Below are 22,748 nucleotides of genomic sequence, written 5' to 3'. Positions count from 1 at the left end.
CAACCTACTGTAAGTAAATTCAAAGTGGTCTTCGGATCCCGGTGACCTGCATAGGCTGTCAATTCATGCAGTTTCCACCCCGCACGGGCCAAATGGGGTGAGTCGCAGATGACGAAAAGTGTGTGTGCTAAGGCAGGACAGATTTGAGTCTGTGGCCCATCTTTCTACCGTTTTACTCCACGTCCACCGCGTGAGTGCCAAACCACGATTGCGATCAGACTCGGATCGAAACAGGGCTCCTTTTGACCAACCGGCCAGACGAAGCGCATGAAGATGCGTTCCAAGCATCGGCGCAATGTCCGGGCTGTAGCACACGACGCGGCTGCGTCGGCCTTTGGTCGTCTCTGCGCGCACTGAAATGAGTCGATGGGCGAGATCCAGGTCTTCGATTCTCAGGGCCACCAGTTCGGCACGACGGAGCGCACCGCAGTACGCCAACGAGAGCATAAGCCGATCACGAATAGACGACCTGGCCGCGATACTCAGAAAGTATCGCCACTGCTCATCCGTGGGGATGTCGGGCAGCTTTATCAAGCGAGATACCAGCCCTCTCACAAAGCCTGAATGTCCAGGGACCTGACACAAGCGGCCGTGCTGGCCGCGAGGTACCGGATTCTGTGCGCAACGCCCCTGAAAGACCAGGTAGTCGTACCACAGGCGGATCGCGGTGAGGCGCTGGTGCAAGGTCGAATTCGCCACCGCGTTTTCTTGCCCGGGCAGTAGCCGACGGATGTAGAGCGTTACTTGCTCAAATGTGACGGATTCAGCCTCCAGACCGGAGGCTTCGCAGTGGAGCAAGTAAATGCGCCAATCCCCTGCCGTACGCATCCAAAGTAGCCGGCGCTCTTCCCAGGTTATCGAGCAGTGTCAGCCATTCCTGAACGCTTGGGTAGCGGTGAAGCACGTGCTCATAAGAGGCAGTTGTAGAGGCCATGGCGATCCCCCAGAACGTCGACAGAATCAGGGTAGCTCAGAAGCATTCCACCTAACTTACTAGAGGGCATAGTTACTGCTGAACGCCAGGATGCCCTTGCGCTTCAACAAATCCTTGACCTGATAATAAGGCGCGCCCATCTTGACGTGATCTTTCGCATCATAGCTGCGGGCGATCACACAGCCGTCGTTATATATGAATGATACTAACTGCTAGCAGCTCACAACCTACTGATATTCAAGTTAAATTATTCATTAATAGATATTCCGGTTAGATCATGCAGGTCTGATCCAGACAGCCCGGTGGTCCATGAAGGCTACCGGGCTCTTTGTCATTGGCCGAGAAGCCACGTATCAGTGCCTGTCCAAGAGACACTGGCTGAGCTCGCCGCGATTCACTAACATCTCGACGATCAGCCAGTGTGGATTATTGCACTATCCCACCAGATGGTTATCTGCTGGCGCAACGCCTACCAATTCAACGGTAGCGTGCTCGGCTGTTGAAACGGTGCCTGCAACGATCAGGTTGTCTGCTGTGAAGGTCTTAGTGAAGGTACCGACCAAACCGATCTCAAAGCGTTGACCGTCGGCGTTCAAGTCGTAATCCTTGAGGTAGGTGTGGTGGAGCTCCTTGTCGTAGACCAGCTTCAAGGTGCCGTTGGTGCCGTCACCGAGGCCCGTGTAGCCGAGGGCGGCCACGTCAATCTTGTCGTGGGCTACATCGAAGTTTTTGATCAGGTCGGCGGCGCCATGGACGCTGTCGCTGCTGTCCAGATAGCGGAAGGTATCTACCCCTGAACCGCCTGTCAGCGCATCGCCCGCGCCGCCACCAATCAGAACACCGCCCGCGTCTTGCGTGTGCAGCGAATCCCAACCCGGCTTCCCGGTCAGGGTCTGGTCTGCATCGTCATGGCTGTTGTCACCGGCGAAGATAAAACCATCGGCATCTTGGTAAGCAATGCTACCGTGGCGGTTGGACTGGTCGATATACACTTCGAAGCGGTTGCCCTGGGCATCAGCTTCGAAAGACTGCACCACGATATGCCCAAGGGTCTTGTCATAGGCGTAATTCAGCGTGCCGTCATAGCCATCGCCCAGGCCAGTGAAGCCTAGCGCGGAAACGTCCAATACATCCCCACGGAACAGGTTGAAATCGCTGATAAGGTCAACGCTGGCCACACCCGAGGCGTCATTGACGAAACTGTCGCTGATCTGGTGATAGAGGAAGGTTTCGGCGTTGGTATTGCCGATCAGGTGATCAGCACCGGCGCCACCGTCCAGTACACTGCCGGTTTTCCCGGCATACAGCGTATCGTCGCCGTCCAGGCCATTGAGCACGTATTGCTTGGTGCTGAGGCTATAGAGCGTGTCGTTGCCGGCCGTGCCGTCATTACGCAGTACAAAGTTGGAGGTGCTTAGCTTGCCTTGATAATCGCCCGCCAGGCGTACCTCGAAGAAATTACCGCTGGCGTCTTTGTCCAGCGAGCGCAGGTAGGTCATATCCGAGGCCGCGTCATAGCTTACGGCCAGGTCGCCATTATGGCCGTTACCGATCCGCTCCAAGTGCAGGGTGGTCAGGTCCAATACGTCGTATTCGCTGAAGCTGGTAATCAGGTCCGAGTGGGAGCCTTGGGCGTTGGCGTAACTATCGGTAAGCGACGTGAACACGAATTTCACCCCGTATCCGTAGGTTTCTCCGCCGGTGAGGGTATCTACCCCAGCGCCGCCTATCAATGTGTCGCTGCCACTATGTCCATCCAGGGTGTCATCCCCGGCGCCGCCGAGCAGGTGATCGTCCCAATACGTACCGGCAAGTGCGTCGTCGCCTGACGTACCCGTGTAGGTATTGAAAGAAGGCCGTTTATGAAACGTAATTTGTTCATCTAGTTCTGATGACAGAGCAGATTGTAAGACGGTAGACATGATAGTTCGCCTGAACAGGACGGAAATTTCCCATGGATGGACTGCTCGGCCCTGCCTGAATGCAAGGGCTCACATCGATGAGCGCACTCATTACAGCATCATACAGACCGTGATTGTGGCTCAAGATTTCCTAACAATCGGTATCGCTCAGATTGTTGTTCCTCAGCACTACGATCGGGACCTTTGCCAGATCAGGGCGAAATACGCGCTCGCAACTGGCGTAAAAGCTGTTGCAATCAATCAGAGCGAAGACCTGGTCAGGAGGTGAGGTCGAAGGTACGCACGCCATGCTTGCCCCCCAAAAAAATTACCAATTCCTCCCCTTCCAGAATGTAGCGCGGCGCATAGCCAGGATTCTCCGAGATCAAACGACGCTCTGCCCTTGTATGGTCAACCGTTTACACAACGGTTCGCCATTCACAGAGGCGATGACAATGCTGCCATGCACTGCAGTCAAGGAGCGGTCGACGACAATCAAGTCACCATCAAATATCCCTCCACCTGCGGAGCCGTGAGGCGTCATAGAACGTGTGGCCAGTTGCAAGCCCTACGTACAGGCAGTGCCATTTGTACTTTCCTTTCGATACTCGCAAATTCGAACGCATTTCGTCGTTGAGAGCGATGGTGCATTCGTCTCTGGGATCTATACGCAGCCTAATGGCCGAGTCGCCCCGAAGCTTGGCTTTCAACGTGATGAGCGCTTTGCTAGACATCTCGTCCAGTTCGGAAAGGTATTCGGCGTGCTATGGGACATCTGGGTTTAGGTGATGATGTAGCCATGACAAAGTTTTGTGTCGTGTCTAGGGCTGGAGCTTTACGACCTTAGCAAACTAGGTGATCACATTTTCGCCCAGGAACTGAACGATTCGCTTAATGGTAGCGGCTCGACCAGCACGCCATTGACGACTACTTGAGACCCCCTCCTTCACCGCCATATCGATACAACGCAAAGCCCTTAAATTCTGAAAGAAATTCAGGGGCTTTGCGGTTTCTGACGCCTCAAAAATCGGCTGTACGACGCTGCATAGGCGAATGCCCGCTATTAGCCTGCTGGAAACGATAGGCCTTCCTGAATGCGATCAAAAAACCGCAATCAAAATACGAGCCCAGTCCTTACGCCATCCGCCTCAGGGACAAATTCATCTGCCCCATCAAATCTCTCTGTTCTCTCAGGGAGAGCACCAGCCGTGCGATGGATCGGCTACTGTCTACCTCGGACAGGGACAGCCCCGTTACGTAGAGCTGGATATCACCTGACTCGGGGTGGAGAAGCTTCACCGAGAAGGTTTCATTTGGCGCTACGACGCACTCGCACTTTGAAGGCAGAAAAGCTGTTTCAAGAACTCGCTGAATATCGGGTTTTGAAAACATGGTGCGTCCTCTGGAGGGGGCCAAATCGTGATGTGAAGTGTAGACGAGTTTCAGGCGAATAGGTTTCCGACCCGCGCAACGGACGCATGCGTCGCGCACGGTTTTTTGTGGTGAATGTCTGGGGCTGTTTTTGCCTGATCGAGGTAACTGCCTGCAACACCTCACGCTCTCTGGTCTAAAGTACCCTCTCCTGAACTCCCCGAGCCTCGACCGATATGAATGAACGCGCACGTGAGCTGGCGTCTCGTCTGATTCGCAATTTCAACGAAGCTCCCCTCGAACATGAAGTTCGTGAACCGCTCTATGAAAGCTCTGCAGCTCGCCTGGGCACAGGCACGGCAGCGCAAAAGCTGGGGGCGTCGATTGACGTGGTGGCGCCGGGCAAACGCTCCTGCCCTTATCACTTTCATCATGTGCAGGAAGAGATGTTCGTGATCATCGAGGGCGAAGGCAGTTTGCGTGTTGCGGGTGAGATGCTGCCGATCAAGGCGGGGGACGTCTTGTTTATCCCCGCGGGTGCCGATCACCCGCACCAGATAATCAATACCTCGCAGGCGCCGCTGAAATACCTGTCGATCAGCACCCGGGAAACACCGGAAGTGTGTGAGTACCCGGACTCGGGCAAGTACCAGGCCATGGTGTCCGTTCAAGGGACCCGAGTGTTCACTGCCAACCAGCGGACCACGGAAAACCTCGATTACTGGGACGGCGAGCCCTGATTTGAATTGTTTGTAAATTGTATCCGGCAGTTCACGCTTTTTTCACGTTCGCGGGTTTATTGTTAACTCAATTCCCAGCAAGACCTTAAGCCCGCTACCCCCCATCGCGGGCTTTTCTTTGTCTGCGATTTGAGCATGCAACGTCTGGCATGGGTCAAGAGACATCAGGGACACGACTGCTCAAGCAAGCGTCGGGCAGACAGGGAACATCATGCAGAAAACGATTTCCAAGCCCTACCTCCCGGATGAAACCCGTCAATCATGAAAAACACCCTGAAAAAACTGCTTCTCGCTGTTGCGTGTCTGGCGACGGCTCCTGCGTTCGCTGCGTGTCAGATGACGCCGGTGGAGTACGACATGCCTTCGCAACGTCTGGACGAGGCCTTGCAGCAGTTAGCCCATCGATCCGGCTGCCCGGTGACGGTCGACCTGGGCGCGGACAGCAGCAGAAAGGTCAAGAAATTCAAGGGTACGTTCACCCCGGATCAGGCGTTGTGGCTGGTTTTGAAAAAAACCGGGCTGGAAGGCTATGTCGAAAATGACGGGCTCACGGTTGACCGTCGCGGCCAGGATTTTGTAAACCAGCGGGCAACAGAGCTACGCACGGCTATCGATGCGGCAGGTACACGGATGGAGGCCAGAAAGAAGAAGCGCTTCCTTCATCAACTGGACACTATCGAGTCCGGAGCGAAGAAAGTGGTGCTTGAACAGAGCTTTGTCAGCGCAGCCGAGATGGCGAGTTACAAGCGCGACTTCGACGAACTGTCGAGCCAGATACCGGCCAGCAAGTGATCCGCCGATAATTGCGCTAAAATCTGCCACTTTTGAGCGCAAGGCAGAACGCGCTGTGGATTATCGATGAAAAAAACCACGTTACTCCTATTGGCACTGACCCTGCCTGCGCTTGCCAAGGGCGCGGGCGATGCGGAGGCCGGGAAAGCTGTGTTCACCCGCCTCTGCTCGGGTTGCCACAAGATCGGCCCCTCTGCACGCAGCGCATTTGGCCCGCCCCTCAACGGCATCATTGGTCGTCAGGCGGGGCAACAGGAAGGCTACGTTTACACCGACGCGATGAAGAACTCGGGGCTGGTCTGGACGCGTGAAGAGTTGCGCACCTATATCAAGGACCCGAGCGCCGTTGTACCTGGCACCCGCATGAAGCTGTGGTGGATGGGTAACGATCAGCGAATGGAGGATCTGCTGGAATACCTTGACGCCAACAAGTAGTACGCCGGGGTAAAGCGAGGTTCGGATATGAATCGCCCCCGGTACTCACCGAGGGCAATCTGTCAGTTACTTGTCCGGCGTGTAAGGCGGGTAATCGTCCTTGCTGCCTTTATCGGTGGCAGGAGTCTTCGCCGGCTCGGTAGGGTCGATCTGCGGGTCTTCGGTGTTCGGTGACTTCTCGTCAAAACCCGGATCATTCTTGTTTCCGTTGCTGCTGCCTGGCTGGGTGCCGGTCATATGCGCCTCCGTTTTTAAATTCAGGACCTGATATTCAGAGAGCCTGTGGCCATAGCCGTGCGATGTGTCTGACGAACGGAACATTGCAAAGAGGCATCTGGCGGCAGTCAAGGGCAAATGGTAGCCTTGCGCCATGTAAGGAGAGAATCATGAAAAGGCTTTCGATCACACTGGCAATGACCGCTTTACTGGGTAGCGGCGCAGCGTACGGCGAGATCTTCAAATGCACATCACCCCAAGGCAAGGTGAGCTATGCATCGATCCCGTGCGATGAAAACGCGCAAAGCGCATTGCAACGCCAGGGGCCGTCATACATGCGATGGGAAGACGAGCCGCTGGACTACGTTCACAAGACCAACCTCAAGGCTACCGAATACCTGAAGGTCGGCGGTCGCACTCGAGTGCAGGTGATCGAGACCGAGCGCTACAAGGCCTTCCAGAGAAACCGCCCGCCTCCGCCGAACATTCCTTCGCAGTGCCAAAGCCCGCATTACGACAGTCAGTGTTTCGATCCATCGGGTGGAATGTCCTCGAAAAAACAGGCGGCCTCTCGGGATACCGCTCGATAACTTACAGAGCGGTTTTCACATCGGCACGCACTTCGCTGATCTGAATTTCAGGGATCAGGTCGGTGTAGTTGATGATATCGGCATTGATCTGCTTTGAATGCGGGCCCATGCCGGCTTCAAAGTCTTCAATGGAATCACAGTAAATGTGGCACATGCCTATATACACGGGGTCCGAGCCTGGCGTTGCTCCGCCTATGCCCCGGTCCACGCTGTAACCCTTGCAGTACTTGCCCATCATTTCCTGCACCAGCGGCATGTGTTTATCACGGTAGTAATCGTGGTCGAAACGGGCACCCTCTTCATACGCATACAGCACGCTGACTTTGATCATAACGACAGGCTCCTGTTCAAGTGGTCAATAAATTCGTGTGGACAGCGGCTTGCAAGTGCTGACACCAAAGGCCTCCTCCCTCACAATCACGCCGTCTTGCCAGACTATTTCAACAGACAGCCTGGCTATCGAAACGTTTGAGGAAAAACCGCATGAATACACTTGAGTGGAACGAGGCCGCGCTGGCGAAATACCTCGCGACCCATCCGACCCTGAAGGATGAAATCAGCGCCTTGAGCCCCAAGGAGCAAAAGCAGCAAGTGCAGTGGGCGTTCGAAGACGAAGCCGAGAGCCAGGGTATCGAGACCTGGGAGCTGGCGCTGGAACTGATTGCCGAGTCGCCCGAACAGTTGCAGAGCATGCGCCTTGAAGCCCATCGCCAGGTCGCCGAAGCGCTGGGGATGGACTGGGAAGAGTATTGCGGATTCAACGATATCCAGCCATGACGCGGAGCGCAGTCGGCGCTGAATCAGCCATTGATCGGCACACTGTTCAGTGACCCGGCAGTCAGCGCTTTACCTGTTCCTTATGGATGAGTAACGTCTGCTCACTTCAATAAAGGAATCACGCCATGAGTGATCTGGTCTCGTACCATCTGGACGACGGTGTCGCCACGCTGACCCTGAACAACGGCAAGGTCAATGCCATTTCCCCGGACGTGATCGTTGCGTTCAACGCCGCACTGGATCAGGCCGAAAAGAATCGGGCCATCGTTATTCTCACCGGCCAGCCGGGCATTCTGTCGGGCGGCTACGACCTCAAGGTCATGACCTCCAGCGCCGAGGCCGCGATCGAGCTGGTCGCACAGGGCTCGACGCTGGCACGGCGCATGCTGTCGCACCCCTTCCCGATCATCGTCGCCTGCCCCGGCCACGCGGTTGCCAAGGGCGCCTTTCTGCTGCTGTCCGCCGATTATCGAATCGGTGTCGCCGGGCCGTTCAGTATCGGCCTGAACGAAGTGCAGATCGGCATGACCATGCACCACGCCGGTATCGAACTGGCGCGCGACCGCCTGCGCAAGTCGGCCTTCAATCGCTCGGTAATCAACGCCGAGATGTTCGACCCCGAGGCCGCGATGGCTGCTGGCTTTCTGGACCGGGTGGTCAGCGTCGAGGAATTGCAGAGCACCGCGCTGACCGTCGCCGGGCAGCTGAAAAAGATCAATATGAGCGCGCACAAGAAGACCAAGCTCAAGGTCAGAAAGGCTTTGCTCGACACGCTGGAGGCCGCGATCGAACAGGATCGACAGCACATGCTGTGATCCTCAACCGAAGCCCGCGCAAACGGGCTTTCGTTTATCGGCGAACTCATACGCATTTGATCAATCTGATCAGCGACCGCGCATGTTTTTGCGCCACTGACAAATTGAAGAAGCGATAGCGCCATGGGCCGAGTTGTTGCAGCAGCGGTGTACAGCAAGGGCAAAAAAGTCCGTGATATCACCCTCGATGAGGGCGCCGCCTGGGCGGCCAAGCCCGATCATTTCGTCTGGATAGGACTGGAGCAGCCCACCAACGCGGAGCTGACCAGCCTCAAGGATCAGTTCAATCTGCATGAGCTGGCCCTTGAAGACGCGCTGGAGGTGCATAGCCGTCCGAAGCTGGAAACCTTCGGTGATGCGCTGTTCATCGTGACTTACGCCCCCGTACGCGACAACGGCAAGCTGCTGTTCATCGAAACCCATATCTTCGCCGGCAAGGGCTATATCATCACCTCGCGCAACGGCCACTCCAAGTCCTACGGACTGGTGCGTCAGCGCTGCGAGGCCAGACCACTGCTGCTGGAGCACGGCGAAGACTTCGTGCTCTACGCGCTTCTGGACTTCGTGACCGAGAACTATCAGCCGGTGACCGAAGCCATCCACGCCGAGCTCGAGCAACTGGAGCAGAGCGTCATTGGTGGTTCGTTGCGCGAGTCCGACATCCAGCACATTCATGCCCTGCGCCGCGACCTGTTACGCATGCGCCGCTACGTGGCACCCATGGTGGAAGTGGGCGAAGAATTGCAGAGACTCAGTTTTCCGTTCATCGACAAGAACATGCGCCCCTACTTTCGCGATGTCGAAATTCACGTCAAGCGGCAGATGGAAGACCTCGGCAACCTGTGTGACATCGCCAGCCAGACGATCGAAATCGGCCTGCTGCTGGAGTCTTCGCGACAAAGCATCGTGCAGCGCAAGTTTGCCGGCTGGGCGGCGATTCTGGCGTTCCCGACGGCCATTGCCGGCATCTACGGCATGAATTTCGAGAACATGCCTGAACTCAAGTGGGAACACGGCTACTTCATCGTGCTGGGTGTCATTCTGGGCGGGTGTACGGCGCTGTTCGCCAGCTTCAAGCGCTCCGGCTGGCTATAACTCCGCCACCGCATTCCCATCCAGACAGTCCGGCCAGCGCATGACAATGCGCCATGCGCCGGGTCAGACGGACTGTTTTTCCGGTTTATGCGCCACGAAGCGCATCATCCACTCCGCCACTGTCGCGCCATGATGGTCGTGATCCAGGCTGGCGACACCCTGCTTGTAAATCTGCTCGCCCAGCGCTTCCTGACGAAGGTCAAGCAAGGTGCGGGAAAAGTCATGGATGAACTCGGGATGCCCCTGGAAACACAGCACCTGATCATTGATATGGTAGGCCGCAAACGGGCAGAACTCGCTGGACGCAAGCACCGTCGCGTTTTCGGGCAGAGCAGTGACCTGATCCTGATGGCTGATCAGCAGCGTGAGCTTGTCCATCGCCGGCGTCATCCACGGCCTGGCGGGGGCCAGTTGATAATGGTGAATGCCGACGCCCCACCCTTGCACCGCACGCTCGGTCCTGCCGCCCAGCAGCAACGCCAGCAACTGGTGACCGAAGCAGATACCCAGCAGTTTTTCGCCGCGCTGATACAGTTCCAGCAGATAGACCTTCAAGGTCTGAATCCACGGGTCGGTGCCAAATGAGTCGGCCTTGCTGCCGGTCACCAGGTAAGCATCGAACTGCTCATCTGCAGGTGGATAGTCCCCTTGCACCACGTTGTAAACCGTCAGCTCTGCGGCGATGGGCTGGCGAGCGAAGAGTAATTCGAACATCCGCCCATACCCATGATACTGCTCGACCAGTTCAGGTCGCAGATTGTCGGTTTCCAGAATACAGATGCGTAAAGACATAAGAGAGACCCTGAAGCAGTAATGAGGCAGTAGCGCACCGGCAGAGCCTGCCTTGAAGACCTCGGCAAATCAAGCAGCACCCCGGCCCGTTTCAGACGTTTATTCCATGTAGGAAAATTCTGTCCCGGACGAACGGTGCAAAACTGCAGGCCACCGACGAAGCGTCTAGAAAAGGCCTGAGCATTCAGCGCCCCACGCGGTAATAGCTTTCGATTCTAGATAAACACGTTTAGATTCCCAACAGTTCTAAACTATAGGGCACCTCGGCTCTATGGTTATATCTGTAACAGGAGGCGCGCAAAATCCTTTCAGCGCTCGGGCCAGCGGTCGAATGACCGGACCCACCTGTTCAATGCACAACCTTGCCAGCAGTCGATTATCTGTTTTGCAGATCGGGCCTGCTTTTGTCGCTCAGGAATAACAACAAAAGGCGGTCAGCCATGTTCAAGTTCAAACACTCCAAAATACGTCAGGCGGGATTGATCCTCTTCACTACTGCGCTGTTATTGATCGTGCCTAACCTGAATCGATTGTTTGGTTGATCCACGCGCTTTCGATCAACGTTCATCTGTGCCACTCTTTCCCTTCGCACTGAGGGAGGTTGAATGTATGCGCCAATGGATTGCTGTTTGTGCACTTGTCAGCAGTTTCGCAGCACACGCGGGGATGGTCGATCAGGCTGCAGCCGTGGCGGCGCTTAAGGAAGGCAAATTGGCGATGGATGTGCGTAGCCAGACCGACTATGACGCAGGTACGGTACTGAACGCGGTACGCGTCGATGATCGACGGCTGGTCAATCAGATGAAACAGGTGCTCACCGACCGCAATGCGGTGTTCGTGATTTTCAGCAGCACGGACAGCAAGGCCGACAAGGCCCAGGAAAAGCTCCGGGCTGCCGGCTACTTCAGCGTCATCAATGGCGGCAACTATGAAGAGCTGCACAACGCGCTCTACGACATCACCGACGACCCCGCCGAATGAACAATGGCCAGGCAATTGAGCCCGGCCACTTCATGATGCGCAGACCCGCTGCGGATTACTGATGCTGCGTCTGGACCTGCACGCGGGTTTTCACTTTCGGCGTGCCGGTCATGGGCGACACCACGACCTTGGCGTGCATCTGCTCGGATCCGCCGCCGCGCCGCATGCCGCGTACCGGACAGGCGTCCAGATAGTCCAGCCCTACCGCCAGTTTCAAGTGACGCTCGGGGATGGCCAGCTGATTGGTGACATCAAAACTGTACCAGGCGTCGTCTATCCAGGCCTCGGCCCAGGCGTGGCTGGACAGATGCTCGCTGTCTTCGCTGCACAGATAGCCGGAGACATAACGAGCCGGTACCCCAAGGCTACGGGCACAGGCAAGAAACGCGTGGGTATGGTCCTGACACACGCCCGAGCGTCCGGCGAAGGCCTGCGCGGCACTGGTGTCCACTTCGGTTGCGCCCTGGGTGTAGGTCATGTGCTGGTTGAGCGCCTGCATCAGGTCGATCAACCCCGTGCGGTCAGCGCGCTTGCGGCACTCCATGGCCGCAAAACTGCGAATCGCCTCGTCAGGCTCGGTCAGTCGGGTCACGCGCAAGAACGGCAATGCCGACTGGCTTTCGTGCTCGGCCTCGCGGGTCTCGTCGATTTCAACCTGCCCGCGCGCGCCAATGATGATCGCTTCGTGCGGCTCTTCCAGGCTCAGAACATGCAGGATATTGCCAAAGGGGTCGATCTGCGCGCGCACCGGACGTGGCAACGTCAACTGCCAGCTGAGCACTTGCTGACGTTCACTGTCGTGAGGCGTCAGACGCAGATACTGGATACTCGAGCGCACTTGGTCATCATAGTGATAGGTGGTCTCATGGCTTATCGAAAGTCTCATGCAGCCTCCAGGTACGAAGTGTGAATGGCATCACCCAGTTGAGCCAGCAGCGGAATGAATTCGTTCAACCACTCGTGCAGGCCTTCAGCCAGAATCTCGTCGATGCTGGTGTAGCGCAATCTCGCGTCCATCTCGGCCGCCATGCGCTGCGCAGGTCGACCGTTGACGCCGGGCAGGCTGGCCAGAATGACGTCCATCTCCTCCAGACACGCGCGTAGCGAACGCGGAATGTCGGCACGCAGCAGCAACAGTTCGGCAACCTGACGCGCGCCTGGCGCATCCCGATAGACTTCAGTGTAAGCCTCGAACGAAGACAGTGCGCGCAACAAGGCACTCCACTGGTAATAACCGGCCGCCGAGTTGTCCGCCGCAGCGTTAGCCTGTGGCCCGCGTAATTCAAGCATTTCATAGCGGGCATCGAGCATGCGCATGGTGTTGTCGGCGCGCTCGATGAACGTACCCAGACGGATGAAGCGGAACGCATCGTTACGCATGATGGTGCCGTAGGTCGCGCCACGGAACAGGTGCGAACGCTCCTTGACCCATTCGCAGAAACGGCTCATGCCGTAGCGGGTCAGCCCCTGCTGGGCGATGCCGCGAATCTCCAGCCAGGTGGAGTTGATGTTCTCCCACATGTCTGCGGTGATGCGACCGCGCACGGCATGCGCACTGACCCTTGCTGCGCCCAGGCAGCTGTAGATGCTGGCCGGGTTGGTGGCGTCCAGAGCAAAGAAATGCAGCATGCGCTCGGCATGCAGCTCGCCATGACGCTCGATATAGGTTTCCAGCGTTCCGGTGATCAGCAACGGCATGGCTATTTCATCCAGCCCGTCGCCCCGCCCGTCCTGCGGCATCAGCGACAGCGAATAGCTCACGTCCAGCATGCGGGCGAGGTTCTCCGCTCGCTCCAGGTAACGCGACATCCAGAAAAGATCAGAGGCAGTTCTACTTAACATTGGCAGGCATCCTTAATCCTCGACCACCCAGGTGTCTTTGGTTCCGCCACCCTGTGACGAATTGACCACCAGCGAGCCTTCACGCAAGGCCACTCGGGTAAGCCCGCCAGGCACAACGCGGGTTTCACGACCGGACAGAACAAACGGGCGCAAATCGATATGTCGCGGGGCGATGCCGTTCTCGACAAAGGTCGGACAGGTCGACAGGCACAAGGTGGGTTGGGCGATGTACGCATGCGGCTTGGCCTTGAGGCGCGCCCGGAAGGCTTCGATCTCGGCGGCGGTCGCTGCGGGGCCGACCAGCATGCCGTAGCCGCCGGAGCCCTGGGTTTCCTTGACGACCAGGTCGCCCAGGTTGGCCAGCACATGCGACAGCTCTTCGGGCTTGCGGCACTGCCAGGTCGGCACGTTCTTGAGAATCGGCTCTTCGTCCAGATAGAAGCGAATCATATCGGTGACGTAGGGATAAACCGACTTGTCATCCGCAACGCCGGTACCAATCGCATTGGCCAGCACCACGTTGCCGGATCGATAGGCAGACAGCAGCCCCGGGACGCCCAGCATCGAGTCAGGGTTGAAGGCCAGCGGATCGAGGAATGCGTCATCGAGACGACGATAGATCACGTCAACGGCTTTCGGGCCATCAGTGGTGCGCATGAACACGCGGTCATCGCGGACAAACAGATCAGCACCTTCCACCAGTTCGACGCCCATCTCGCGAGCCAGAAATGCATGCTCGAAAAAAGCGCTGTTGAAGCGGCCAGGCGTCAGCACCACGACACTCGGGTTGTCCAGATGGCTGGAACTCTTGAGCGTGTCGAGCAACAGATTCGGGTAGTGGTCAATCGGCGCAATGCGCTGCGCGGAAAACAGCTCCGGGAACAGGCGCATCATCATCTTGCGGTCTTCGAGCATGTAACTCACGCCGCTCGGGGTGCGCAGGTTGTCTTCCAGCACGTAATAGGTGCCGTCACCGTCGCGCACCAGATCGACGCCGGAAATATGCGAGTACAGATCGCGGTGCAGATTCAGGCCCTGCATTGCCAATTGGTACTGCTCGTTGGCCAGCACCTGTTCGGCGGGAATTATCCCGGCCTTGATGATCCGCTGGTCGTGATACAGATCGGCCAGAAACATGTTCAGCGCCTTGACGCGCTGAATGCAGCCACGCTCGACAACCCGCCATTCGCTGGCCGGGATGCTGCGCGGGATGGTATCGAAAGGGATAAGCCGCTCGGTGCCCTGCTCATCACCATAGAGTGTGAACGTGATCCCGGCACGGTGAAACAGCAGATCAGCTTCGCGCCTGCGTTGAGCCAAAAGCTCGGGAGGTGTATCACCCAGCCAGCGGGCGAACTCCCGATAGTGCGGACGGACTACGCCGCCCGCATCGTACATCTCGTCATAAAAGGTGCGGATCATGCCGTACTCCTTGTCACCATGGACACCAAGACCATCGCAAAGCCCGTGCCACCGGCATAAACGCTTTGATTTCAAAAGGTTAGGTAAACACTCGACGTTCCATGCACCATTCCTGTGCACTAAACGCCCAAGCCAATTCTTTCGCGCTTCATTCGGAGGCGTCATTCAACCGTGAAATCTATGATCAGCATAGTCAGAGTTGATTTCCGCCAACGACATTAGTTCGCCACACTCCATAGCAACCGAGCAAACAGGGCACCAAACGCCGCTTTTGCCGCAACCGATATTTTGTCCAGCAGGCGAGAAATGCCTGCGGATTTTAAACAGACTTCCCTTTGCGCCACTCATTTGAGTGGCTTTTTTTTGACCACTGTTCATGAACAAGGACCAGAAACAGAACCGGCCGATCCGGAACGTGTCCCGAATCAGCCGGTGGTGTATTGCCTGACAATCCGCAGCCATCAAGCGTGCAGTCTTCTGATCTCCTGAGTAACGCCCCATCCCTCGACTTCGCCGTCCATAGGTGAAATGACCGTCTGGAAGTCCTGCTCGAAGTCACCAATGCCGTGATAAGTCGCGTACATGACCTTGCTCAATTGCAGGTGCCAATGGCCGTCATCACGTACGTTTACCTGAGTGTTGAGGGATTCGCCGCGAAATTGCTCTGCGGCCTGCCGTGCCCGCTCCTCGTCCGGGAAGATGGCGTAGAACTCGATGGGATAGATTCGTGCGAAGTCAAAACCGCCTTCTTTCATGCGGCGCAGTACATTACTGCTGATGTCCTCTTGATAGGCTGTGCTCATGAAACGTCCTCCTATGCAACGATAGATAGAGTTTCAACTCTTCCAGAGCGACCGCCGAGTCTTCGGAGGTCGCCTCACGACAGATAATCCGGCGCGGGGAATCAAGCATGTAGCTGACCGGACCAGGCTTGGCGCCGGTCGGGTATCGAGATGTCAGAGGCTGCCTGAACAGCCTCATCTGCAGAGTAGCCCTATCGTGGGCCGGATGCCAAGTGGTTGCCACGAAAAGGTTTTTGATCAGCGCAGATCAGGCGACTTCTGTAATGGAAACGATCTGCACACTGTTATGGTCCTTGAGCGTCTTCACGGTAGGTTCCTCAGTGCGCCCATCAAGATCATTCAGATCCAGCTCGTCGGTGACCGGGTAAAGGTCCTTGCGCAGGAAACGCGCGGCCTCCTCCTCACTGGGACGCTGATCAAAACCAGCCTCGCGGCGTTGCTGCACACCATCCTTGTCCAGATACACAATGGCCCACTGTTTCATCAATGCCTCCCGTACGAAGCCAGGCACTCTGGCTTATGTGATCTGGACCTTTTGGCCCGCGTATTCGTTCAACCGATTACGCCGCCGGGCCAGCCATGCCGGGCAAAAAAAAAGACCCTCGCAGTCAATGCCGAGGGCCTTCGTCGCTTGACTGATCCGACTCGCCGGTCAGCCGGACGAGTCAGTTGTCATCAGTTGCGGTTCTTGCTGGCTTCTACACCTGCCGTGTTGTCCAGAAGGCTCTTGGTGGCCGTCTGCAGGAAGCTTTCCAGCTTGCGCTTGAGCTCCTGCGTGTCGGGCGCATCAGGCACTTCTTCGGCATGCGGCTTGGCGCCAAGGGTGTAGGTCAACAGCTTGGCAGGCATCTCGGTCGGTTCGATCAGGATACGGTTGCCGCTGATGATAGCGACCACCTGCTCACTGCCCGACGGCTTGATCACGCCGAAGCCCTTGTCACCCTCAGGCAGGTTCAGCAGATCGCGGCCCCAGCACTGGTTGCGGTTCAGACCACCCAGACGGCCCATGATGGTCGGCACGACGTCGACCTGCGTACCCACGATGCTGCTGCGCTGGCCGAACTTCTCCTGCACACCAGGGCCGATCAGCAGCAGAGGCACGTTGAAACGGCCCAGGTCCATTTCGGTCAGTTGCTTGTCGTTACCGAAACCATGGTCACCCAGCACCACGAACAACGTGTTCTTGTAGTAAGGCTCTTTTTTGGCCTTCTCGAAGAACTGGCCCAGCGCCCAGTCGGCATAACGCATGGCGGTCAAATGCTCGTCCAGCGAGCCGTGTCCGGTGACGCGCTCGACCGGCAGAGGATCCGGCAGCGCATACGGCGTGTGGTTGGACAGGGTCTGCAGCAACGCATAGAACGGCTTGCCGTCCTGACGCGCCTTGAGCTCCTGCGCGCCACGGTCGAACATGTCCTGGTCGGAAACACCCCAGGTCGGATCGGAGAACACCGGGTTGACGAAGTCTTCACGGCCGACGAAGTTGGTCATGCCCTGGTTGCTGAAGAAACCCGACTGGTTGTCCCAGGCAAAGTTGCCGTTATAGACGTAGACGTCATCGTAGTTGCGGCCCGTGCTCAGCAATTGCGGCAGACCCGACAGCTTGTGGCTGCCTTCCGGCGTCTGCATCAGGTACTCGAAGCCCGGCAGGTTCGGGAAGCACGCCATGGTGGCGAACATGCCCTGGTGGGTGTGGGTACCGTTGGAGAAGAAGTGATCGAACAACAGGCCTTCCTTGGACAACTTGTCGAAGTACGGCGTGATGTTGGCATCGTTGCCCAGCGCGCCCACCGAGTGACCGGCGAAGCTTTCCATCAGGATCACGACCACATTGCGGATCGGCAAGGTGTTCTCTGCCGGTGGCGTGAAGTCACGACGCACAGCCGCAATATCCGGCTCGACCAGCTTGTCGTTCGGGGTCAGCAGCATGTCGCGCACGGTCTGCTGGGCCTCGTTCTGTGGCAGCGTGGCTTTCCAGATGTTGTCGCGATCTTCGGACATACGGCTATTGGCCGCAGTGATCAGCGTCAGTGTGCCGTTGAGGCCCAACTGGTTGGCGAAATTGGAATCAGTGGTGTAAGCGTCGCCCCAGCGCAGCGGCGGGCCCTGGCGCAAAGTGCCACGGATGCAGACCACCATGACCAGCAACACCAGCACGAATACGCCGGCGCGCACATACCACGGCGCAACGGAGCGAGTGGCTTGCGGACCGGTTTTTGCAGCGACACGTGGACGGGTTGCACGGTCAATGCCCTTGAACACCAGGCTCAGCAGCCAGGTCACCACGGCCCATGCCAGCAGGTAGCGGACCACCGGGAAACCGTACCAGAGCATACTCAGAACAGTCTTCGGGTCTTCCTTGACGTATTGAAACACCAGGCCGTTCAGGCGCTGGTGAAACTCACGGTAGAAGTCCATTTCCATCAAGCCGAAGAACAGCGTGATGCTGCCGACCAGGGTCAGCCAGAAACGGAAGAACCCGCGGGCCGCCATGGCGCGTGCGCTGAACAGCGACAGCACCAGCGGAATCAACAGGTACATGGTCAGGCGCAGGTCGAAGCGCGTGCCGTTGAACAGTGCTTCAAGGAACGTCGAGGCAGGCGTGTCGCCAATCATCTCGCGGTTGTAGACCAGCAGACCGATACGCAACAGCGTGTACATCACCATCAGGGCGAAGCCGCTGAGCAGGATGTACGCCAGATGCGATTTGACAGTGGGGTTTTGCAGGCGGGCTTGCCGATGAATCTGGGCGTCCGTTTTGGCCATGGTTGTCAGGATCCGGTGGATTCAGGGGTAGGTTCAGAGTGCAGCGCCGCCCTCCTCTTGAGGGAGACGGCGCGCGACAGGGCGCAGATATTACTTGATTGCGGGTCGCCAGGGGCCAGGTCGGCCCATGAAGACGCGTGCCTGTTCAGCTTCGCGCGCAATTTTGTGACAGACCGTGTGAAATTTCTGTCGCGAATTAAGCGCTTATAAAGCCTCACAGGCCACGCTCGAGAAAATCCGGCTCGAGGAGCCGGACCGACTCATCAGTCGTTGCTGGCCTTGCCTACGGCCTGCAGAACGTACTGTGGCAAGGCGAATGCGCCGATGTGGACTTCCGGATTGTAATAACGCGTAACAATACCGCTGCCCGAGAAACGCTGACGCAGGGTTTCCAGCGGCAGTTTGCGATAGCTCTTGTCGGTCGAACCCCAGGCGAAAGTCATTGCGCCGCCAATGTAGGTCGGGATCGCTGCGTGATAGAAATGCCAGTCGGCAAACAGACCGTTCATGCGCCCGGCCGTGGTCTGCACACCGCTCAACTGCATGAAAGGCGTGCCGTTCTGGGTGACCAGAATGCCGCCTTCATTGAGGCAGCGATGGCAGGCCTGATAAAAGTTTTCCGAGAACAGGACTTCACCCGGGCCGATCGGATCGGTGGAGTCGGAGATGATCACGTCGAACTTCTCTTCGGTGGTCGCGACGAAGCGCATGCCGTCGTCGATCACCAGGTTCAGACGCGAATCGTCGAAGGCACCGCTGGAATGATTGGGCAGATATTCCTTGCACATCTCGACCACGGTCGCATCGATCTCGACCATGGTGATATGTTCGACGCTCATGTGCTTGGCGACTTCACGCAGCATGCCGCCGTCGCCACCGCCGATGATCAGTACGCGCTTGGCTGCACCGTGCGCCAGAATCGGCACATGGGTGAGCATTTCGTGGTAGATGAATTCGTCCGCTTCGGTGGTCTGAATGACGCCGTCCAGCGCCATGACGCGGCCCATGCGCGGGTTCTGGAAGATCACCAGGTGCTGGTGATCGGTACGTACTTCGTGAAGCATTTTTTCCATACGAAAGCGTTGGCCGTAGCCTTCGTATAACGTTTCCTGATAATCGCTCATGGGTAAGCTCCCGCTGGGTACTGATGACAGGACGGCCGACCGCCCACAACAAAGGCGCGCATTCTACGTCGAGGAACATGACAGGTCGAACCTCTATGCAGCCTGGCGTGGCATTGCCGCTGCAAATGCCCGCCGCATGAAACGAAAAACGCCTGACTACCCAAGGTAATCAAGCGTTATTTGCCCAGCGTATGGACGTATCACATGCGTACGTTACCACGCGGCCCGAGGATTGCCCAGATGATCAGGCCCACCACGGGAAGCAGTACGATCAGCAATACCCAAAGGATTTTCTTGCCCGTCTCGGCACCGCTTTTCAAGACGTTGATGATGGCCCAGATATCGAGCGCCAGAATGATCAAGCCGACCAGGCCGTTGAAGCTAGAACCCATGGTGTTGCCCCTAAATTAAATGCTTACCCTCCTAGGATAGTCGCGCCGTTCGGGGGTTCCGTTGAACCAACCTTATATTCTCGGGCTCCCAGACGGGGTCGACTTTATATTTCAGTCACCCTTGCTTCTCCCCCTTTACAAAGGTAGCCCTATCAATGCCTACGCCCGCATCATCCCGAACGCCCTGGGCGGCCTGGTTAAACCAGCTTCAGGGCAGCCCGCTGGTAAGCCTGGGCTTCGCCCTCGCCCTGCTGATCGTCGTCGGCCTCGGTGGCATCAGCCTTTACAACGCCTTCTATGGCACCAGTCAGGTCAACTTCAATCACGCCCTGCTGGGCGGTATCGCTGGTTTTCTGGCGACGGCGCTAGGCGCAGTGATGGCGGTTGCCCTGCGCAACGTCTCGCAACGCGCTCAGGACATCATGCTCGGGTTCGCTGCGGGGATGATGCTGGCGGCCAGTTCGTTCTCGCTGATTCTTCCAGGCCTGGAAGCCGCCCGGGACATTACCGACAGCGGGCCGTGGGCAGCTGCGACGGTTGTCGCCGGCCTGGGGCTGGGGGTGCTGCTGATGCTGGGGCTGGACAGGTTCACCCCGCACGAACATGAAAGCGTAGGCCGCCAGGGGCCTCATTCGGATCGAATCAGTCGGGTCTGGCTGTTCGTGCTGGCGATCACCCTGCATAACCTGCCCGAGGGCATGGCGATTGGCGTCAGTTTCGCCAGCGGCGACATGAACGTCGGCCTGCCATTGACCACGGCCATCGCCATTCAGGACATTCCCGAAGGTCTGGCCATTGCGCTGGCCCTGCGTGCGACCGGCCTGTCGGCCTTCAAGGCGATGTTGGTGGCCATCGGTTCCGGCCTCATGGAGCCGCTGGGCTCACTGGTGGGCCTGGGCATCTCCAGCGGCTTTGCCATCGCCTACCCGTTGAGCATGGGGCTGGCGGCAGGCGCGATGATCTTCGTGGTCTCTCATGAAGTCATCCCGGAAACCCACCGCAATGGCCATCAGACCTCGGCAACCCTGGGCCTGATGGGCGGCTTTGCGGTGATGATGTTTCTCGATACGGCGCTGGGCTAACCGCGCAAGGCTTGCAGTGCAGGTGCGGCATGGATGCCGGCCGTTGCTGCCAGCTCGACTACGCGTGCTTCGTCACGGCCATACACCAGCACCGCTTGCAACTCGTCATCCAGTGGCTGGCTGAAGTTCATCAGCACATAGCCGCCCATCTCCTTGTTCATGCTGCTCAACTGAATCTGAATGCGATTGAGCGCGACCAGCGGCTCTACCTTGGCCAGCTGCCTGGGCTTGATGTTGAAGGTCACGTCCTTGCCAAACGACTGCACGATCTGCTCGAACAGGTCCATGTAGCTGTCGGCCTGGAACAGTACGGTTTCCGGCAGGCTGCCCACCACGACCCACTCGCCCAGCGGGATCGGGAATGTATCGTCGTAGTTGATATCAGGGTTGGCCGCCAGAAATGCCTGCGGATCGGCATACGCCTGCGCGGCTTCATCGGCGATATGCACGATCTCATCGTCGCCCATGCAGCCGGAGCTGACTTTGCTGATTAATTCGACCAGTGAGTCTTTCATGGGGGCGATCCTGATAGCGGGCAAAAAAAGAGGCGCGAAGGATAACGGTAAATCCATCGCGCCTCTATGTGTTCATGCCTTGCGGTCAATGCACTCGCCGTCAGGACCGGGCTGGCTGCACGCCCATTTTGCTCAACTGCTCGATGGTGACGGTCGCGCCCATTGCCTGAGCGGCGCCCAGTGCAGTGATGCCCTTGGCATCGGTGGCATGCGGGTCCGCGCCCTGACTGATCAGATAATCGACTATTTCGTTGCGATTGAACATCGCTGCCATCATCAATGCGGTACGCCCATCAGCAGAGGCACCGTCTATATCGGCACCCGCCTCGACCAGCAACCTGACCACTGCCAGATCGCCCTTGAACGCTGCGCCGGCGATGGGGCTTTGGCCATTATCGTTGCGGATTTCAGGATCAGCCTTGTGGTTCAGCAGCACACGGACCGCATCCGCATGGCAGTGATAGCTGGCCAGCATCAGCAGCGTATCGCCCTTGTGGTTGCGCAGATCTGCCGGCAGGCCCTTTTCAAGCAGACGCTCAAGCATGACGGCATTCCCCTGGCGAGCCACATCGAATACCTGCTCGGCGAACTCGGCAGCTTCGTCTTCAGTCATGGTTTTCGAAGCGCTGATATCTGTATCGGTCATTAACTACTCCTTGGCGCACGGTACTCCGGGTATGCGTTGACCCGGCATCGATAAACACACTGACCTCAACTCTCGCCAGCTGTTCGATTGGCATCGATCCCCATGCGCAATGCCTGCTCATGATCGCCGCAATGCATGCAATCGCCCTTCTGCCCGATGCCCATCGTGCAAGAAACGGCAAAATGCAGGGCGCACGACGGGCGTTCATGCAAAATGCACGAAGCCTGAAAACAAGAGATATTTCAAGTTATTGATTTTAAAGGATTAAATTTCAAGGAAAGTCTGGCACAGACACTGCAATAGTACTTGCAAGCTTGTTATCCCATGAGCAATGGAGCCGCCTCACATGACTTTTATTCAAGAAAAATTCGCTTCCGTATTCTCCGACTACACCGTCACCACTCAACCGCGTCCCGATGGTGGTGTTCTGTTGTCACTGCGTACCCAGGATGGTAAGCAGATCCGTCGCTCAGTCTCTTATGCTCAGTTGCACACTCCGGTTCAACTGGAATGGGTAATCAGTGCCATCCGCCGTGACCTGGCTGCACAAGCCAGCGAGTTGCCAGCCATCTCGATGCTGCAAAGCCAGCACCGTTTTGATCTGCCGACGTATCACACACGTTGATTTGCCCGCCACCCTCTTGGGTGGCACCCGCTGTACGCTCTCTCATCCCTTGTTTGCCGCGATTACACCTTGTTCTCGCGGCTTTTTTTTGCCTG

General features: G+C 57.4%; 27 protein-coding genes and 4 pseudogenes. 10 read left to right on the top strand and 21 right to left on the bottom strand.

The annotated features are described in order from the left end of the window. Window positions 1–20: 20 nt before the first annotated feature. The 7 genes and pseudogenes from QRN50_RS25865 to QRN50_RS10300 form a co-directional block, all read right to left on the bottom strand. Window positions 21–934 (bottom strand): annotated as a pseudogene (locus QRN50_RS25865) (tyrosine-type recombinase/integrase); the annotation flags it as partial. Between the two features lie 62 nt (window positions 935–996). Beyond that, a pseudogene (locus QRN50_RS25860) lies at window positions 997–1,125 on the bottom strand (DNA polymerase V subunit UmuC); the annotation flags it as partial. A 243-nt stretch (window positions 1,126–1,368) separates the two neighbouring features. Continuing rightward, entirely contained in the window at window positions 1,369–2,601 is a 1,233-nt protein-coding gene (locus QRN50_RS10315; protein ID WP_240875440.1) for a M10 family metallopeptidase C-terminal domain-containing protein, read from the bottom strand. A gap of 39 nt (window positions 2,602–2,640) precedes the next feature. Continuing rightward, window positions 2,641–2,856: pseudogene (locus QRN50_RS25715) on the bottom strand (hypothetical protein); the annotation flags it as partial. Window positions 2,857–3,007: 151 nt separating this feature from the next. After that, window positions 3,008–3,145, bottom strand: a pseudogene (locus QRN50_RS10310) (Y-family DNA polymerase); the annotation flags it as partial. Window positions 3,146–3,220: 75 nt separating this feature from the next. Further along, window positions 3,221–3,379: a LexA family protein gene (locus QRN50_RS25855; protein ID WP_225650781.1), complete on the bottom strand. Its 159-nt coding sequence runs from the start codon at window positions 3,377–3,379 to the stop codon at window positions 3,221–3,223. 590 nt (window positions 3,380–3,969) lie between these two features. Then, the gene (locus QRN50_RS10300; RefSeq protein ID WP_011267297.1) at window positions 3,970–4,227 is read right to left on the bottom strand and encodes a DUF1652 domain-containing protein; all 258 of its coding nucleotides are present in this window, start codon (window positions 4,225–4,227) and stop codon (window positions 3,970–3,972) included. 215 nt (window positions 4,228–4,442) lie between these two features. Between QRN50_RS10300 and QRN50_RS10295 the strand changes: the two genes are divergently transcribed. The 3 genes from QRN50_RS10295 (at window position 4,443) to QRN50_RS10285 (ending at window position 6,173) form a co-directional block, all read left to right on the top strand. Beyond that, window positions 4,443–4,946, top strand: a complete 504-nt coding sequence (locus tag QRN50_RS10295; protein WP_096127146.1) for a cupin domain-containing protein — start codon at window positions 4,443–4,445, stop codon at window positions 4,944–4,946. Between the two features lie 261 nt (window positions 4,947–5,207). Further along, on the top strand, window positions 5,208–5,738 hold the full coding sequence (locus QRN50_RS10290; RefSeq protein WP_003405737.1) for a hypothetical protein: 531 nt from the start codon (window positions 5,208–5,210) through the stop codon (window positions 5,736–5,738). 66 nt (window positions 5,739–5,804) lie between these two features. Next, entirely contained in the window at window positions 5,805–6,173 is a 369-nt protein-coding gene (locus QRN50_RS10285; RefSeq protein WP_024641416.1) for a c-type cytochrome, read from the top strand. Window positions 6,174–6,239: 66 nt separating this feature from the next. On the opposite strand, the gene QRN50_RS10280 is transcribed toward QRN50_RS10285, so the two are convergent. Next, window positions 6,240–6,410 (bottom strand): DUF6021 family protein, encoded by a 171-nt coding sequence (locus QRN50_RS10280; RefSeq protein ID WP_003405741.1) that lies wholly within the window; start codon window positions 6,408–6,410, stop codon window positions 6,240–6,242. A 149-nt stretch (window positions 6,411–6,559) separates the two neighbouring features. Here QRN50_RS10280 and QRN50_RS10275 point away from each other — a divergent pair, with 149 nt between their 5' ends. Next, entirely contained in the window at window positions 6,560–6,979 is a 420-nt protein-coding gene (locus QRN50_RS10275) for a hypothetical protein (protein WP_003405745.1), read from the top strand. A 1-nt stretch (window position 6,980) separates the two neighbouring features. On the opposite strand, the gene QRN50_RS10270 is transcribed toward QRN50_RS10275, so the two are convergent. Next, window positions 6,981–7,310, bottom strand: coding sequence for an EthD family reductase (locus QRN50_RS10270; RefSeq protein ID WP_024641415.1), 330 nt, complete (start codon window positions 7,308–7,310; stop codon window positions 6,981–6,983). A 152-nt stretch (window positions 7,311–7,462) separates the two neighbouring features. Here QRN50_RS10270 and QRN50_RS10265 point away from each other — a divergent pair, with 152 nt between their 5' ends. From QRN50_RS10265 to QRN50_RS10255, 3 genes are all read left to right on the top strand, one after another. Further along, a complete protein-coding gene (locus QRN50_RS10265) occupies window positions 7,463–7,756 on the top strand; it encodes a DUF6388 family protein (RefSeq protein WP_003405751.1) in 294 nt (97 codons plus the stop codon). 125 nt (window positions 7,757–7,881) lie between these two features. Next, complete coding sequence (locus QRN50_RS10260) at window positions 7,882–8,571, top strand: crotonase/enoyl-CoA hydratase family protein (RefSeq protein ID WP_024641414.1); 690 nt, start codon at window positions 7,882–7,884, stop codon at window positions 8,569–8,571. Window positions 8,572–8,694: 123 nt separating this feature from the next. Next, window positions 8,695–9,666, top strand: coding sequence for a magnesium and cobalt transport protein CorA (locus QRN50_RS10255; RefSeq protein ID WP_003405754.1), 972 nt, complete (start codon window positions 8,695–8,697; stop codon window positions 9,664–9,666). 63 nt (window positions 9,667–9,729) lie between these two features. On the opposite strand, the gene QRN50_RS10250 is transcribed toward QRN50_RS10255, so the two are convergent. Continuing rightward, on the bottom strand, window positions 9,730–10,458 hold the full coding sequence (locus QRN50_RS10250) for an amidotransferase (RefSeq protein ID WP_011267292.1): 729 nt from the start codon (window positions 10,456–10,458) through the stop codon (window positions 9,730–9,732). Between the two features lie 609 nt (window positions 10,459–11,067). Here QRN50_RS10250 and QRN50_RS10245 point away from each other — a divergent pair. Then, on the top strand, window positions 11,068–11,439 hold the full coding sequence (locus QRN50_RS10245) for a rhodanese-like domain-containing protein (RefSeq protein ID WP_011267291.1): 372 nt from the start codon (window positions 11,068–11,070) through the stop codon (window positions 11,437–11,439). Window positions 11,440–11,494: 55 nt separating this feature from the next. Here the strand turns inward: QRN50_RS10245 and QRN50_RS10240 are convergent, their stop codons facing one another. The 9 genes from QRN50_RS10240 to QRN50_RS10200 form a co-directional block, all read right to left on the bottom strand. Next, window positions 11,495–12,325: a transglutaminase family protein gene (locus QRN50_RS10240; RefSeq protein ID WP_003371560.1), complete on the bottom strand. Its 831-nt coding sequence runs from the start codon at window positions 12,323–12,325 to the stop codon at window positions 11,495–11,497. After that, complete coding sequence (locus QRN50_RS10235) at window positions 12,322–13,281, bottom strand: alpha-E domain-containing protein (RefSeq protein WP_003405759.1); 960 nt, start codon at window positions 13,279–13,281, stop codon at window positions 12,322–12,324. The genes QRN50_RS10240 and QRN50_RS10235 overlap by 4 nt, the downstream gene beginning before the upstream one ends. Window positions 13,282–13,293: 12 nt before the next feature. Further along, complete coding sequence (locus tag QRN50_RS10230) at window positions 13,294–14,703, bottom strand: circularly permuted type 2 ATP-grasp protein (protein ID WP_003371557.1); 1,410 nt, start codon at window positions 14,701–14,703, stop codon at window positions 13,294–13,296. A gap of 165 nt (window positions 14,704–14,868) precedes the next feature. Continuing rightward, complete coding sequence (locus QRN50_RS10225; RefSeq protein WP_162492738.1) at window positions 14,869–15,081, bottom strand: hypothetical protein; 213 nt, start codon at window positions 15,079–15,081, stop codon at window positions 14,869–14,871. 83 nt (window positions 15,082–15,164) lie between these two features. Further along, window positions 15,165–15,506 (bottom strand): ribonuclease E inhibitor RraB, encoded by a 342-nt coding sequence (locus QRN50_RS10220; RefSeq protein ID WP_003371555.1) that lies wholly within the window; start codon window positions 15,504–15,506, stop codon window positions 15,165–15,167. 247 nt (window positions 15,507–15,753) lie between these two features. Beyond that, the gene (locus tag QRN50_RS10215) at window positions 15,754–15,990 is read right to left on the bottom strand and encodes a hypothetical protein (RefSeq protein WP_003405762.1); all 237 of its coding nucleotides are present in this window, start codon (window positions 15,988–15,990) and stop codon (window positions 15,754–15,756) included. A 191-nt stretch (window positions 15,991–16,181) separates the two neighbouring features. After that, window positions 16,182–18,269 carry an LTA synthase family protein gene (locus tag QRN50_RS10210; RefSeq protein WP_096127147.1) on the bottom strand — a complete coding sequence of 696 codons (2,088 nt, stop codon included), beginning with the start codon at window positions 18,267–18,269 and terminating at the stop codon, window positions 16,182–16,184. 263 nt (window positions 18,270–18,532) lie between these two features. Then, entirely contained in the window at window positions 18,533–19,393 is an 861-nt protein-coding gene (speE, locus tag QRN50_RS10205) for a polyamine aminopropyltransferase (RefSeq protein WP_003371548.1), read from the bottom strand. 200 nt (window positions 19,394–19,593) lie between these two features. Continuing rightward, window positions 19,594–19,785 (bottom strand): PLDc N-terminal domain-containing protein, encoded by a 192-nt coding sequence (locus QRN50_RS10200; protein WP_003315122.1) that lies wholly within the window; start codon window positions 19,783–19,785, stop codon window positions 19,594–19,596. A gap of 155 nt (window positions 19,786–19,940) precedes the next feature. Here QRN50_RS10200 and QRN50_RS10195 point away from each other — a divergent pair, with 155 nt between their 5' ends. Further along, window positions 19,941–20,867 carry a ZIP family metal transporter gene (locus QRN50_RS10195; protein ID WP_003405769.1) on the top strand — a complete coding sequence of 309 codons (927 nt, stop codon included), beginning with the start codon at window positions 19,941–19,943 and terminating at the stop codon, window positions 20,865–20,867. Here QRN50_RS10195 and QRN50_RS10190 read toward each other — a convergent pair. Together QRN50_RS10190 and QRN50_RS10185 are read right to left on the bottom strand one after the other, a co-directional pair. Further along, window positions 20,864–21,382, bottom strand: a complete 519-nt coding sequence (locus tag QRN50_RS10190; protein ID WP_003405772.1) for a hypothetical protein — start codon at window positions 21,380–21,382, stop codon at window positions 20,864–20,866. The genes QRN50_RS10195 and QRN50_RS10190 overlap by 4 nt on opposite strands. 100 nt (window positions 21,383–21,482) lie before the next feature. Then, complete coding sequence (locus QRN50_RS10185) at window positions 21,483–22,028, bottom strand: ankyrin repeat domain-containing protein (protein ID WP_003405774.1); 546 nt, start codon at window positions 22,026–22,028, stop codon at window positions 21,483–21,485. Window positions 22,029–22,374: 346 nt separating this feature from the next. Between QRN50_RS10185 and QRN50_RS10180 the strand changes: the two genes are divergently transcribed. After that, the gene (locus tag QRN50_RS10180; protein ID WP_003315128.1) at window positions 22,375–22,653 is read left to right on the top strand and encodes a DUF3509 domain-containing protein; all 279 of its coding nucleotides are present in this window, start codon (window positions 22,375–22,377) and stop codon (window positions 22,651–22,653) included. Window positions 22,654–22,748 lie beyond the last annotated feature (95 nt).

The sequence above is a fragment of the Pseudomonas sp. MEJ108 genome (assembly GCF_030208985.1).
Classification (GTDB): Bacteria; Pseudomonadota; Gammaproteobacteria; order Pseudomonadales; family Pseudomonadaceae; genus Aquipseudomonas; species Aquipseudomonas fragariae.
The sequence above is the reverse complement of the archived record's forward strand: the minus strand, read 5'-3'. Positions and strand labels throughout refer to the sequence as shown.